The 13,291-nt window shown below is 73.5% G+C and carries 11 protein-coding genes; 6 read left to right on the top strand and 5 right to left on the bottom strand.

Annotated elements, in window-relative coordinates:
* Positions 1-26 precede the first annotated feature (26 nt).
* The 3 genes from sucB to ACH34S_RS15015 form a co-directional block, all read right to left on the bottom strand.
* Positions 27-1,535 carry a 2-oxoglutarate dehydrogenase, E2 component, dihydrolipoamide succinyltransferase gene (sucB, locus tag ACH34S_RS15025; protein ID WP_395953196.1) on the bottom strand — a complete coding sequence of 503 codons (1,509 nt, stop codon included), beginning with the start codon at positions 1,533-1,535 and terminating at the stop codon, positions 27-29.
* Positions 1,536-1,571: 36 nt separating this feature from the next.
* Positions 1,572-2,966, bottom strand: coding sequence for a dihydrolipoyl dehydrogenase (gene lpdA, locus ACH34S_RS15020; RefSeq protein ID WP_395953195.1), 1,395 nt, complete (start codon positions 2,964-2,966; stop codon positions 1,572-1,574).
* 181 nt (positions 2,967-3,147) lie between these two features.
* Positions 3,148-4,680, bottom strand: a complete 1,533-nt coding sequence (locus ACH34S_RS15015; protein ID WP_395953194.1) for a leucyl aminopeptidase — start codon at positions 4,678-4,680, stop codon at positions 3,148-3,150.
* A gap of 191 nt (positions 4,681-4,871) precedes the next feature.
* Here ACH34S_RS15015 and ACH34S_RS15010 point away from each other — a divergent pair, with 191 nt between their 5' ends.
* The 6 genes from ACH34S_RS15010 (at position 4,872) to ACH34S_RS14985 (ending at position 11,605) form a co-directional block, all read left to right on the top strand.
* Positions 4,872-5,642: a GntR family transcriptional regulator gene (locus tag ACH34S_RS15010; protein WP_395953193.1), complete on the top strand. Its 771-nt coding sequence runs from the start codon at positions 4,872-4,874 to the stop codon at positions 5,640-5,642.
* Positions 5,643-5,709: 67 nt separating this feature from the next.
* Positions 5,710-5,937, top strand: coding sequence for a ferredoxin family protein (locus tag ACH34S_RS15005; RefSeq protein WP_067884863.1), 228 nt, complete (start codon positions 5,710-5,712; stop codon positions 5,935-5,937).
* Between the two features lie 40 nt (positions 5,938-5,977).
* Positions 5,978-7,366, top strand: a complete 1,389-nt coding sequence (locus tag ACH34S_RS15000) for an ABC transporter substrate-binding protein (RefSeq protein WP_395953192.1) — start codon at positions 5,978-5,980, stop codon at positions 7,364-7,366.
* Complete coding sequence (locus ACH34S_RS14995; RefSeq protein ID WP_395953191.1) at positions 7,363-8,139, top strand: ABC transporter permease; 777 nt, start codon at positions 7,363-7,365, stop codon at positions 8,137-8,139. Before ACH34S_RS15000 ends, ACH34S_RS14995 begins: the two co-directional genes overlap by 4 nt.
* Positions 8,136-8,906: an ABC transporter ATP-binding protein gene (locus ACH34S_RS14990; RefSeq protein ID WP_395953190.1), complete on the top strand. Its 771-nt coding sequence runs from the start codon at positions 8,136-8,138 to the stop codon at positions 8,904-8,906. The genes ACH34S_RS14995 and ACH34S_RS14990 overlap by 4 nt, the downstream gene beginning before the upstream one ends.
* The gene (locus ACH34S_RS14985; protein ID WP_395953189.1) at positions 8,906-11,605 is read left to right on the top strand and encodes a fumarate reductase/succinate dehydrogenase flavoprotein subunit; all 2,700 of its coding nucleotides are present in this window, start codon (positions 8,906-8,908) and stop codon (positions 11,603-11,605) included. The genes ACH34S_RS14990 and ACH34S_RS14985 overlap by 1 nt, the downstream gene beginning before the upstream one ends.
* On the opposite strand, the gene ACH34S_RS14980 is transcribed toward ACH34S_RS14985, so the two are convergent.
* Together ACH34S_RS14980 and ACH34S_RS14975 are read right to left on the bottom strand one after the other, a co-directional pair.
* Entirely contained in the window at positions 11,589-12,347 is a 759-nt protein-coding gene (locus ACH34S_RS14980; protein ID WP_395953188.1) for an adenosylcobinamide-GDP ribazoletransferase, read from the bottom strand. The two genes, ACH34S_RS14985 and ACH34S_RS14980, sit on opposite strands and share 17 nt — an antisense overlap.
* Positions 12,344-13,288 (bottom strand): bifunctional adenosylcobinamide kinase/adenosylcobinamide-phosphate guanylyltransferase, encoded by a 945-nt coding sequence (locus tag ACH34S_RS14975; protein ID WP_395953187.1) that lies wholly within the window; start codon positions 13,286-13,288, stop codon positions 12,344-12,346. Before ACH34S_RS14975 ends, ACH34S_RS14980 begins: the two co-directional genes overlap by 4 nt.
* Positions 13,289-13,291 lie beyond the last annotated feature (3 nt).

The following is a 13,291-nucleotide window of genomic DNA, read 5'->3' as shown; positions in this document are numbered from 1 at the left end:
GGTCCCCGGGTGATCGGGTGGAGGGGTCAGAGCCCGAGCTCGGACTCGAAGTTGCCCTCCTCCAGGCGGTGCTTGATCGTGGCGAGGAAGCGGGCGGCGTCCGCGCCGTCGATCAGGCGGTGGTCGTAGGTCAGCGCCAGGTACACCATCGACCGCACCGCGATGACCTCGCCGAGGTCCGGGTCGTCGATGACGGCGGGACGCTTCACGACCGCGCCCGTCCCGAGCATGCCGACCTGCGGCTGGTTCAGGATCGGGGTGTCGAACAGCGCGCCGCGGCTGCCGGTGTTGGTCAGCGTGAACGTGCCGCCGGCCAGCTCGTCCGGGCTCACCTTGTTGGTGCGGGTGCGCTCGGCGAGGTCGGCGATCCGCTGCGCGAGGCCGCCCAGGTTGAGCTGGCCCGCGTTGTGCACGACCGGGACCATCAGGCCGCGCTCGGGGACGTCCACCGCGATGGAGAGGTTCTCCACCTCGTGGTAGGTGACCTCGTTGGTCTCGCCGTTGATGACCGCGTTCAGCTTCGGGTGCGCCTTGAGCGCCTCGACCGTCGCCAGCGCGAAGAACGGCAGGAACGACAGCTTGACGCCCTCGCGGGACTGGAAGTCGGCCCTGGCCTGCTCCCGCAGCCGCGCGATCTTGGTGATGTCCACCTCGACGACGGTGGTGAGCTGCGCGGACACCTGCAGCGACTCCACCATGCGGCGGGCGATCGTCTGCCGCATCCGGGACATCTTCTCGGTCCGGCCGCGCAGCGCGAGCTGCTCGGCGGGAGCGCCCGCGGGCGCCGGGGCGGCATGCCTGCCGGCCGATGCCCGCGGCGCCGCGGCAGGGGCCGCGGCCGGAGCGGGGGCGGCGGCCGGGGCCTGCGCGGCCTGCTGCTGCGCGGCCTGCTGGGCGGTGCGCGCGGCCTCCAGGACGTCCTGCTTGCGGATGCGCCCGCCGACGCCGGTGCCCTTGACCGTGGACAGGTCCACGTTGTGCTCGGCGGCGAGCTTGCGCACCAGCGGCGTCACGTACGGGGCCTCGCCGGACGGCGCCGCGGGCTGCGCGGGCGCCGGCTGCTGCGCCGCGGGAGCGGGCTCGGGCGCGGACGGCTGCGGAGCCTGCTGCGGGGCCTGCGGGGCGGGCGCCGGGGACGGCGGGGCCGGCGGCTGCTCCTGCGCGGGCGGCGGCCACGCGGCGGGCGGCGGAGGCGTCTGCGGCGCCTCGGCCTGCGGAGCCGGGGCCTGCTCGGCGGGGGCCTCGGACGCCTCCCGCGTCTCCGCGGCCGGGGCGCCGCCGCCGGACGGCGCCTCGCCCTCATCGCCGATGACGGCCAGTTCCGCGCCGACCTCGACGGTCTCGTCCTCGGCGACGGTGATGCTGGTCAGGATGCCCGAGGCGGGGGAGGGGATCTCCGTGTCGACCTTGTCGGTCGACACCTCCAGGAGCGGCTCGTCGGTCTCGACGCGCTCGCCCTCCTTCTTGAGCCAGCGGGTGACGGTGCCCTCGGTGACGCTCTCGCCGAGCTGGGGCATGGTGACGGAGACCGGCATGTCTCAGCTGCTCCTTCGGAATACTCGTTGCGGCGTTCAGCCGTGTACGTGCAGTGGTTTACCGGCGAGGGCGAGATGCGCCTCGCCGACCGCCTCGGACTGGGTCGGGTGCGGATGGATCAGCTGGGCCACCTCGCCCGGGAGCGCCTCCCAGTTGTAGATGAGCTGCCCCTCCGCGATGAGCTCGCCCACGCGCGCCCCGACCATGTGCAGGCCGAGGACGGGACCGTCCACGGCCGCGATCACCTTGACCTCGCCCTGCGTCCCCAGGATCTTGCTCTTGGGGTTGCCGGCCAGGTCGTAGGTGACCTCCTTGATCTCGTACCCGCGCTCTCGGGCCACGGCCGAGGTGATGCCGACCGAGGCCACCTCCGGGTCGGAGTAGGTGATGCGGGGAACGCCGTCGTAGTCGATCGACGCCGGGTTCAGCCCGGCGACCCGCTCGGCGACGAGGATTCCCTCGGCGAAGCCGACATGGGCGAGCTGCGGCGTCGGGATCAGGTCGCCGACCGCGGAGATCGTGGGGACGTTCGTCCGGCAGTACTCGTCGACCTTGACGAACCCGCGCTCGGTCTCGACGCCGGCCTCGGCCAGCCCGATGCCGTCGGAGACGGGGCCGCGCCCGACCGCGACCAGCAGCAGCTCCGCGTCGATCGTCTTGCCGCCTTCGAGGGTGACGGAGATGCCGCCCTGCGTCGGCTTGGCGGTCTCGAAGCGGGTGCCGAGCTCGAACTTGATGCCGCGCTTGCGGAACGCACGCTCCAGCCGCTTGGAGCTGGACTCCTCCTCCAGCGGCAGCAGGTGCGGCAGGGCCTCGACGATGGTGACCTCCGCGCCGAACGAGCGCCAGACGCTGGCGAACTCGACGCCGATCACGCCGCCGCCGAGGATGACGACGGACCCGGGCACGCGGTCGAGCCGCAGCGCGTGGTCGCTGGAGATGACGCGCTCGCCGTCGATGTCGAGGCCGGGCAGCGACTTCGGCTGCGAGCCGGTGCCGAGCACCAGGTGCCGGCCCTCGATGGTGCGGGTCTCGCCGGCGGCGGTCTCGACCTCGATCGTGGTCGGGCCGGTGAGCCGCCCGGTGCCGTGCACGATCTCGATGCCCTTGGCCTTGATCAGCCCGGTGAGGCCCTTCACGGTCGTCGTGACGACCTTGTCCTTGTAGGCGTGCACGCCCTCGATGTCGATGCCCTCGAAGGTGGCCTTCACGCCGAACTTGGCGGCTTCGCGGGACTGGTCCGCCACCTCGGCCGCGTGCAGCAGCGCCTTGGTGGGGATGCAGCCGCGGTTGAGGCACGTCCCGCCGAGGGACTCGTCCCGCTCGATCAGCGCGACGGACTTGCCGAGCTCGGCGGCGCGCAGCGCGCACGCGTAACCGCCGCTGCCGGCACCTAGGACGACGATGTCGAAGGGGCCGTTGTCAGCCACTTGACGCTCCCTTTCCCCGGGGTCGTGACGCCGCGTGGACCGGGCGCCACTTCAGGTGGTCGTAGTCCGGGGCGGGCGCGCCGCTCGCGGGCCCCCGCCGCCACAAGGAATCTATTCTGTTCTCCACCGTGGCCAGCGGGCGGGTCCCCCGCAGAATTCCCGCGCCCCGCTCCCCGGGACCCTACAGAACTCCGGCCGCCAGGTCTTCGGCAATGCGGACCAGCGTGCGGGCGGCGGCGCCGGTGCCGCCCTTCGGGGTGTAGCCGTAGGGCTCGCCCTTGTTGAAGGCCGGGCCCGCGATGTCGAGGTGGGCCCACTTGACGCCGTCCGGCACGAACTCCTTGAGGAATGTTCCGGCGGTGAGCATCCCGCCCCACCGGTCGCCGCTGATGTTGGCGATGTCGGCGACCGCGGAGTCGAGGCCCTTGCGCAGCTCCGCCGGCAGCGGCATGCCCCAGACCGTCTCCCCGGCGCGCCCCGCCGCCGCGACCACCTTCTCGCGGACGTCGTCGTCGTTGGCCATGACCCCGGTAGTGCGGGTGCCGAGCGCGACGAGCTGCGCGCCGGTCAGCGTCGCGACGTCGATGAGGAGGTCGGGGGAGTCCTCGCCGGCGCGGACGAGGGCGTCGGCCATGACGAGCCGGCCCTCCGCGTCGGTGTTGAGGACCTCGACGGTCTTGCCGCCGTAGATGCGCAGCACGTCGGAGGGGCGCTGCGCGGTGCCGCTCGGCATGTTCTCCGCGATGGCCAGGTAGCCGACGACGTTGACCTTGGGCTTGAACTTGGCGATCGCGGCGAGCGCGCCGAGCACGGCGCCCGCGCCGCCCATGTCGGACTTCATCCAGTCCATGGCCTCGGACGGCTTGAGGGACAGGCCGCCGGAGTCGAACGTGATGCCCTTGCCGACCAGGACGAGCGTCTTGGCCGCCTCCGGGTGGCTGTAGGCCAGGCGGACGAGCCGCGGCGGGTTGACCGAGCCCTGCCCGACGCCCGCGATGCCGCCGTAGCCGCCCTCGACGAGCGCCTTCTCGTCCAGCACCTCGATGCCGAGGCCGGTCTCCCCGGCGATCCGCTCGGCCTCGCCGGCCAGGTCTTCGGGGCACAGGTGGGACGGCGGGGTGTTGACCAGGTCGCGGACGAGCGTGACGGACGCGGCGAGGACCCGGGCGCGCTCGACGGCGGCCTCTTCGGACGCCGGAGCCAGCAGGCGGATCTCCTCGACCGGGCTCTTGTGGTCGTCGCCGGTGCGGTAGGAGTCGAAGGAGTAGGCCCCGAGCAGCGCGCCGAGCGCCACGGCCTCGACGTCGTCGGCGGACGCGGCCGGGAGCGCGACGGCGACCTTCGTGTGCCCGGCGAGGGCGCGGACGGCGGCGCCCGCGGCGCGGCGGACGTCTTCGGCGGAGGGCGTCTCGCCCAGCCCGGTGGCGACGATGAGCTTGGCGGCGACGGCGCCGAGCGCGGGAAGCTTCGTGATCTCACCGGCCTTGCCGGTGGCGCCCAGCGCGGCGAGCGCCTCGGCGAGCCTGCCGTCCAGCGCGCGGTCGAGGCTTTCGGAGCCGGCGGCCGGGGCGGCACCCGTCCCGGCCGGTGCGACGCCGATCACGATCGCGTCGACGTCGATACTTGCCAGGTCTGTGCCGTCAAGGCTGATGCTCGTCACGTAGCACGATGTTAGTCCCACCGGTGACCGGTTTCGCCCTTTTGGATCAAGCATTGCCCACGCTGGGGCCGGTGTCGGCAAGGAGTGACAAAGCGGCCGGGCCGCGCTCGCGCGGCGCGCGGCGGGGTGGCGGAACGCCGCGGGGCGGACGGGGCGGCGCAGGTCAGCCGGGGTGCCCGCGAAGTCGCAGGTGGCGGAGCCCGATCTCTATTCACCTATTCCGATTGATTTAGTAGGTTATGGCCGTGACCAGGAACGACTTCACGGCCGGAGGTCTCATGCTCGCCGACGCCCGGCGGCTGCGGGCCGACCGCGCCCGGCAGGTGGCCGACGTGCTGCGCCGCCAGGTGCTGTACGGCGAGTTCCGCAGCGGCGCGGCCCTGCCCGCCGAGGCCGAGCTCGTCCGGGAGTTCGGCGCGTCCCGCAACACCGTCCGGGAGGCGCTGGACCTGCTGCGCGCCGAGGGCCTCGTCGAGCGCTGCCCCGGCGTCGGCACCCTCGCCGTCGCCGAGAAGTACCCGCACGGGCTGGAACGGCTCCTCGGGCTCGCGGAGACGCTGCGCGAGCACGGCGAGGTCGTCAACGAGGTCCGCACCACCGGGCTGATCACGCCGTCCCGCGAGGTCTCGGCCCGGCTGCGGCGGCCGCCGGGGGAGCCCGTCGTCTACATCGAGCGGCTCCGGCGGCTGAACGGGCTGCCGCTCTCCCTCGACCTCACCTACATCGCCCGCGACCTCGGGGAGCCGCTGCTCGCCGAGGACCTCGCCCGCAACGACATCTTGGTCCTGCTCGAACGGATCGCCGGGCAGCCGCTCGGGCTCGCCGAGGTCACCCTCGAGGCCGTCAACGCCGACCCGCACTCGGCGGCGACCCTGGACGCCCCGCGCGGCGCCGCCCTGCTGATGCTCGAACGCCTCACCCACCTTGCCGACGGCCGCCCCGTCGACCTGGAGTTCATCCGGTTCCGCGGCGACCGCATCGCGATGAGCGGCACCCTGCGCCGAACCGACCCCTGAGCGCCGAACCGACCCTGATCGCCGTATCGACCCCTGAGCGCCGTACCCATCCCTGACAGGAGAAGCCATGTCCCTGGTGGAACACCGCGCCGACGTCCCTGTGACGGTGGACGAGGCCCTCTGCATCGACGGCTGCACGCTGTGCATCGACGTCTGCCCGCTGGACGCGCTCGCCGTCCACCCCGAGACCGGCAAGGCCTACATGCACGTCGACGAGTGCTGGTACTGCGGCCCCTGCGCCGACCGCTGTCCCACCGGAGCCGTGACCGTCAACATGCCGTACCTCCTGCGCTGAAGGACGTCCCCCCATGAGAAGGATTCTTGCTTTCGGTCTCGTGACACCGTTGCTCGCGGGCTGCACCGTCGCCGGGAACGCGTCCTCGGGCGGTGGGTCCGGCCAGATCGTCGTGGGCTACCAGTCGAAGACCATCAACACCGTCACCGCCGGGACGCTCCTGCGCTCGCTCGGCTTCTTCGAGAAGCGCCTGAAGGAGCTGGACGGGAAGCACTCCGTCGTCTGGCGCGACTACGACACCGGCGCGCCGATCACCGCGCAGATGCTCGCCGGGAAGATCGACATCGGCTCGATGGGCGACTACCCGCTGCTGATCAACGGCTCGCGGGCGCAGGCGCAGGGCGGCGACGCCGAGACGCAGTGGGTGTCGGTGACCGGCTACAACCTGCGCGGATCCCTGAACAGCGTGGTCGTCGCGCCCGGCTCGAAGGCGAAGACGCTGCGCGATCTGAAGGGGAAGACCGTGTCGGCGAGCGTCGGTTCCGCCGGGCACGGGACGTTCGTCCAGGCGGCCCGCAGGTACGGGCTCGACCCGGCGAAGGACGTGAAGGTCGAGAACCAGCAGCCGACCGTGGGCGCGTCCTCGCTCCAGTCCGGCGCCGCCGCGGCCTTCGCGCAGTTCGTCGCCTGGCCCGGACTGCTGGTGCACAAGGGGCAGGCGAAGCTGCTGTACGACGGCGGTCAGCTGAACGTGCCGACCTTCCACGGCGTCGTCGTCAGGAAGCAGTACGCCGAGGAGAAGACCGAGATCCTCCAGGCGTTCCTTCGTGCGCAGATCGACGCGACCAACTACCTGCACGCCCATCCGCTGGAGGCCGCGCAATCGGTGGCGGCGACGACGGGCCTGCCCGTGGAGACCGTGTACCTCTACAACGGCGCGGGCGGCGTCGCCACGTTCGACCCGACCATCAAGAAGGGGCTGCGGGACGCGTTCGTCCAGGACGTGCCGTTCCTCAAGTCCATCGGCGTCATCCAGACGCCGCTGAAGGTGGATCCGTTCGTCAACGACGCCTACATAAGGAAGGCGGTCGGCGCATCCTACGAGCAGCAGGCCGCTTCTACGACGAACCCTGCGGCCATCACCGGGAACGATGCGGTCTGCAAGAAGCCGGTGGACGATCCCAAAACCGCGGGCGAGGTGTGGGTCAAGGGCGAGCCCAAGACGCGCCCTGTCGCCGACCCCGTCTGCCTTCTGAAGAACGTGCGCGCGCTCCAGGGCGAGGGCAAGCAGATCAGGGCCGTGTACATCCCGGACACCGCCGCCGGGACCCGCTGGTTCGCCGACAAGGACATCTGGGTCGAGGACCCGTCCGCGAAGGCAGCGGAGAGGTTCAAGCCGTTCGCCACTCCGGAGGGCGCGCAGAAGTACGTCTCCGCGCACTCCGGTGCGAAGGTCGTCCCGTACGGCGAGGCGGTGCGGCGCGCATGAACCGTCTGCACCGCTGGCCCGTCCGGGTGGCGTCGCTGCTGGCCGCCGTGGCGGTGTGGCATCTGGTGACGGCCGCCGACCTGCGGCTCTGGGTCCGGTTCGACCGGTTCCCCGGCCCGGTAGAGGTCGTCGCGGAGTTCGGCCGCCAGATCGAGCAGGGGCGGTACTGGCAGGACGTCGCGCAGAGCCTCGTCCGGATCCTGACCGGGTTCGCGCTCGCCGCCGTCCTCGGCGTCGCGCTCGGCGTCGCCACCGCCCGCTCCCGGTGGGCGGGGGACCTGCTGCAGCCGCTGTTCGAGGTGGCCCGGCCGATCCCCGCGATCGCGCTGGTCCCCGTCGCGATCCTGCTGTTCCCGGCGAACGAGCAGGGCATCGTGTTCATCACGTTCGCGGCGGCGTTCTTCCCCGTCCTGGTCAGCACCCGGCACGCGGTGAAGGCGCTCCCGGTCGTCTGGGAGGACGCGGTGCGCACGCTGGGCGGCGGGCGGTGGCGGGTCCTGGTCCGGGTCGTCCTGCCGGGGGTGCTGCCTGGCGTGTTCGGGGGTCTGTCCATCGGGATGGGCGTGGCGTGGATCTGCGTCATCTCCGCCGAGATGATCTCCGGCGACTTCGGCGTCGGCTACCGGACCTGGCAGGCGTACACGATCGTCGACTACCCCGGCGTGCTCGTCGGGATGGCCACCATCGGGCTGCTCGGCTGGCTCACCTCCGCGTCGGTGGAGCTGGCCGGACGCCGCCTCACCCGGTGGCTGCCGAGGGAGGGACAGGCATGAGTAGCGAAGCGCACCGGGGGGTGCGGGGGGTCGGCCCCCCGCGAGAAGCAGGGCCGGGGCTCTCGTTGCGGGCCGAGCGGGTGACGCTCGGGTACGGCGGGCGGGCCGTGGTCCGCGGGCTCGACCTCGATGTGGCGGCGGGGGAGATCCTCGTCGTCGTCGGGCCGTCCGGATGCGGGAAGTCGACGCTGCTGCGCGCGTTCGCCGGGCTGCTCCCGGCCGCGTCGGGACGCGTCCTCGCGGACGGCGAGCCGGTCACCGGCGCGTCCGCCGACCGGGCGCTGATGTTCCAGGACGACGCGCTCCTGCCGTGGCGGACCGCCCGCCGCAACGTCGAGCTGGCCCTGGCGCTGCGGGGCGTCCCGCGCCGGGAGCGCCGCGCGGCGGCGGACCGCTGGCTCGGCCGGGTGGGGCTCGGCGACGACGCCGGGCGGCTCCCGCGCGAGCTGTCGGGCGGGATGCGGCAGCGCGTCCAGCTCGCCCGGACGCTCGCCGCGGGGCCCCGCGCGATCCTCATGGACGAGCCGTTCGGCGCCCTGGACGCGCAGACGCGCGCGTCCATGCAGCGGCTCCTCCTGGACGTCCTGGCCGACGCGCCCGCGACGGTCGTGTTCGTCACCCACGACGTGGACGAGGCGCTGCTGCTCGGCCGCCGCGTCGTCGTCCTCGGGGCGGACGGTGTCGCCGCCGAGTTCGCCGTCCCCGCGACCCGCGACGACGTCCTCGCCGCGCTCGGCGCGCGGGACCAGCTGAAGGAGGCCGTCTGATGGAGATCCCGGCTGTCGCGGATCGCCGCGAGCTGAGCTGCGACGTCCTGGTGATCGGGGGCGGCACCGCCGGGACGATGGCCGCCATCACCGCAGCCGAGCACGGGGCGTCCGTGCTGCTGCTGGAGAAGGCGCACGTCCGGCACTCGGGCGCGCTCGCCATGGGCATGGACGGCGTCAACAACGCCGTCATCCCCGGCAAGGCCACGCCCGAGGACTACGTCGCCGAGATCACCCGCGCCAACGACGGCATCGTGAACCAGCGGACCGTCCACCAGACGGCCACGCGCGGGTTCGCGATGGTGAAGCGGCTCGAACGGTACGGCGTGAAGTTCGAGAAGGACGAGCACGGCGAGTACGCGGTCCGCAGGGTTCACCGGTCGGGTTCGTACGTCCTGCCCATGCCGGAGGGCAAGGACGTCAAGAAAGTGCTCTACCGGGTGCTGAGGCAGCGTTCCATCCGGGAGAAGGTGCGGATAGAGAACCGCGTCATGCCCGTGCGCGTGTTGACGTCGGGTGGACGCGCCGTAGGGGCCGTGGGGTTCGACACCCGCAGCGGTGAATTCGTCACCGTCTCCGCCGGAGCGGTCATCCTGGCGACGGGCGCGTCCGGCCGTCTGGGGCTGCCCGCGTCCGGCTACCTGTACGGGACGTACGAGAACCCCACCAACGCGGGCGACGGCCACGCCATGGCCTACCACGCGGGCGCCGAGCTCAGCGGCATCGAATGCTTCCAGATCAACCCGCTCATCAAGGACTACAATGGGCCCGCGTGCGCCTACGTCGCCAACCCCTTCGGCGGCTACCAGGTCAACGCGGCCGGGACGCGGTTCGTCGACTGCGACTACTGGTCGGGCCAGATGATGGCGGAGGTCAAACGGGAGATCGACTCCGCGCGCGGCCCCATCTACCTGAAGCTCACCCACCTGCCGGACGAGACGCTGACCGCGCTCGAAGGCATCCTGCACACCACCGAGCGTCCGACGCGCGGCACCTTCCACGCGGGACGCGGCCACGACTACCGCACCCACGACGTGGAGATGCACATCTCCGAGATCGGGCTGTGCGGCGGGCACTCCGCGTCCGGCGTGTGGGTGGACGAGCACGCCCGCACCACCGTGCCCGGCCTGTACGCGGCGGGCGACCTGGCCTGCGTCCCGCACAACTACATGATCGGCGCGTTCGTCTTCGGGGACCTGGCGGGCGCGCACGCGTCCGCGCACCTGGGCGAGGCGGCGGCGCTGCCGGAGGACCAGATCCGGGCGGCGCACGAGCTGGTCTACCGGCCGCTGCGCAACCCGGGAGGGCCGCCGCAGCCGCAGGTCGAGTACAAGCTCCGCCGGTTCGTCAACGACTACGTCGCGCCGCCCAAGTCGCGCGCGAAGCTCGACATCGCCGTCGAGACGTTCGCCCGCATGGAGGGGGAGATCGCGGGCATGGGCGCGCGGACCCCGCACGAGCTGATGCGCTGCGTGGAGGTGACGTTCATCCGCGACTGCGCCGAGATGGCCGCCCGCTCGTCCCTGACCCGCACCGAGAGCCGCTGGGGCCTCTACCACGACCGCGCCGACCTGCCCGAACGCGACGACGCGGCATGGATGTACCACCTCAACCTGCGCCGCCGGGACGACGGCGCGATGGAGTTCGTGAAGCGGCCGGTCGCGCCGTACCTGGTGCCGGTCGAGGAGTTCACCGTCCCGGAGCCCGGCGCCGAGCCGGTCGTGCTCACCCCGCCGCCCGCCGTCTCGTTCACCGCGCCAGCGGCCCCCGCCAGGGCGGCGCGTCCGGCCCGTCCGGCGCGGGCGATCGGGCGCTCGCCGGGCCTGCTCGAACTCCAGGAGCTCGCCGAGACGGGCCCGTCCGTGGACGCCATCGTCCCCTACCTCGCAGACCCCGACCCGAAGGTGCGGCGCGCGGCCGTCGCGACGCTCACCGAGGTCGCGCCGGACGGTGCCGCGGGCGCGCTGGCGACCGCGCTCGCCGACGCGCACGGGTCGGTCCGGCGCGCCGCCGCGACCGCGCTCCGCGAACTGGTCGAGGTGCTGCCCGCGACGCCCGCCGTCCGCGACGACCTCGCGCCCGCCCTCCGCGGCGAGGACGCGCTCGTCCGCGCCGCCGTCCTGGACGTGCTGCGCGCCCTCCGCCTCGGCTCCCCGGCCGTGTTCGGGGACGCGCTCGGCGACGCCGACCACCGCGTCCGGCTCCAGGCCGTCCGGGGACTGGTGGCCCACGACGCCGCCGGCGACGTCGCCCGCGCCGTGGACGACGCGTCCCGCGAGGTCAGGGTCGCGGTGGCGCACGGCCTCGGCACGATCGGCGACCCGGCGGCGGCCGGAACGCTCGGCGCCCTCATCGAGGATGGCGACGACCTGGTCAGGGCGGCGGCGTTCGAGGCGCTGGCGGGCATCGGCTGCCCGCACCCGCTCGACCTCGCCGCCGTGGGCGCCCTGCACGACCCGGCCTGGCAGGTCCGGACGGGTGCCGCGCGGGGCCTGGCCGCCGCGTCCGCGGACGTCGCGCCCGGCCCGCTCGCCAAGGCCCTGGACGACCCGCACCTCGACGTCCGCAAGGCCGCCGTGATCTCGCTGGCCGCCTTCCACGACGTCCCAGAGGTGCGGAACGCGCTGAGCCGGGCGCAGGACGACCCGGACGCCGACGTCCGCGCCTACGCCCGCCGCGGCCTCACCACAGCGCGGTAAGGGCGATCAGCGCGGCCGTCGTGGCGGTCTCGACGAGCGCGCCGAACACGTCGCCGGTCACGCCGCCCAGCCTGCGCACGGCGTGCCGGAGCAGCAGGAGCGCGGCGGCCAGCGCGGCGATCACGGCCGCCGCCGCGTGCAGCGCGCCGCCGAGGCCGCCGGCGCCCGCCCCGGCCGCTGCCGCCGCCACCACGACGGCGCCCGTGACCACCAGCGCCGCCCGGATCGGGACGGTGTCCGCGACCAGCGCGCCGAGGCCGTCCGGGCGCGCGGACGGGACGCCGGTGCGGCAGGCCCAGGGGAGGGCGAGACGGCCCGCGACCGCCGCGACGAGCACCGCGACGGCCGGGTCCGGGGCCGTGGCCAGCGCGGAGACCTGGATCAGCAGGGTCAGCAGCAGCGCGACGACGCCGAACGGCCCGATATCGGACCGCTTCATGATCGCCAGGGCCTCGGCGGCGGGACGGCCGCTGCCCAGGCCGTCCGCGAGGTCCGCGAGACCGTCCAGGTGCAGCGCCCGGGTGATCGCCGCCATGGCGGCGACGGCGAGCCCCGCCGCGACCAGGCCGCCCAGGCCGAGCAGATCGCCCGCCAGCAGGACGAGCGCCGCCGCGCCGCCCACGATCAGCCCGGTGGAGGGCGCCAGCAGCATCGCCGCCCGCGCCGTGCCCCGGTCCACCCGCTCCGACCCCACCGGGACGACGGTGAGCAGCGTGACCGCCAGCCGCAGCCCGGCGATCATCCGAGCTCCAGCACGCGGCCGGCGACGACCAGCGCCGCCTCCTCCGACTCGGCCGCGAGCCGCTGGTTCAGGGCGCCCAGCACGTCGCGGAACGCCCGCCCGGACGCGGTCGTGGGGACGAGCGCCAGGCCGACCTCGTCGCTCACTGCGACCACCCGCGCCTCCGTGCCGCGCCACGCCGAGACGAGGTCGTCCAGGTGCGGCTGTGCGCGGGAGGGGGCGTCCCATGCGCCGGCTTCGTCCATCACCGTGGTGAGCCACGTGCCGATGCCGTCCACGAGAACCGCTCCTGCCTCCTGCTTCAGGACGCCCACGAGATCGGCCGTCTCGACGGTGCGCCACCATGCCGGACGCCGAAGCCGATGGGCACCGATGCGCTCCGCCCATTCGGGGTCGTCGTCACGCACCGGCCCGGTCGCGACGTAGAGAACGTCCGGGCACGCGGCCAGGCGCAGCTCCGCCTCAGCCGACTTGCCCGACCGCGCCCCACCGAGCAGCAGCGTCCGGTGCGGCCCGTGCTGGGGCCGGTTCCAGAACGCCATGCGGCGCTCCAGCTCGCCCGGCGACGGAAGACGGTGGTCGACGTGGATCGCCACGACCTCCGTGTCGTCCGACACCGCACGGAGATGACGCAGGTAGCCCAGATGCTCAGGGGAACCGGCCAGATCCAGCAGGACGGCGTCGTACACCACCCCGTCCACCGGCTCCGGCCTCGCCCCCGGACCGGACGCCACCAGCGCCCGCCCGCCGCGAGGGCCGTGCACGTCGAAACCGCCGGGGACGTCCGTCCGGGCACAGTCCTCCAGCGGCACCCCGTCGATGACGGCGCTGACGGGCTCATGCCGGATCCCGGCGGCGCGCAGCCGGCCGCAGGACGCGCACCGGCAGTCGGGTACGGGCCAGCCGCCCGGAGCGGCGATGCCGCGAAGTCCGATGTCCATCTT

This window comes from Actinomadura sp. 3N508 (assembly GCF_044326375.1).
GTDB lineage: Bacteria > Actinomycetota > Actinomycetes > Streptosporangiales > Streptosporangiaceae > Spirillospora.
The sequence above is the reverse complement of the archived record's forward strand: the minus strand, read 5'-3'. Positions and strand labels throughout refer to the sequence as shown.

Bases quoted from the DNA above. Each gene is read 5' to 3' on its own strand.
- ACH34S_RS15005 (WP_067884863.1), top strand. From the start codon at position 5,710: ATGTCCCTGGTGGAACACCGCGCCGACGTCCCTGTGACGGTGGACGAG.
- ACH34S_RS14985 (WP_395953189.1), top strand. From the start codon at position 8,906: ATGGAGATCCCGGCTGTCGCGGATCGCCGCGAGCTGAGCTGCGACGTC.
- ACH34S_RS14975 (WP_395953187.1), bottom strand. From the start codon at position 13,288: ATGGACATCGGACTTCGCGGCATCGCCGCTCCGGGCGGCTGGCCCGTA.
- sucB (WP_395953196.1), bottom strand. From the start codon at position 1,535: ATGCCGGTCTCCGTCACCATGCCCCAGCTCGGCGAGAGCGTCACCGAG.
- ACH34S_RS14990 (WP_395953190.1), top strand. From the start codon at position 8,136: ATGAGTAGCGAAGCGCACCGGGGGGTGCGGGGGGTCGGCCCCCCGCGA.
- ACH34S_RS14980 (WP_395953188.1), bottom strand. From the start codon at position 12,347: ATGATCGCCGGGCTGCGGCTGGCGGTCACGCTGCTCACCGTCGTCCCG.
- ACH34S_RS15015 (WP_395953194.1), bottom strand. From the start codon at position 4,680: ATGCTTGATCCAAAAGGGCGAAACCGGTCACCGGTGGGACTAACATCG.
- ACH34S_RS14995 (WP_395953191.1), top strand. From the start codon at position 7,363: ATGAACCGTCTGCACCGCTGGCCCGTCCGGGTGGCGTCGCTGCTGGCC.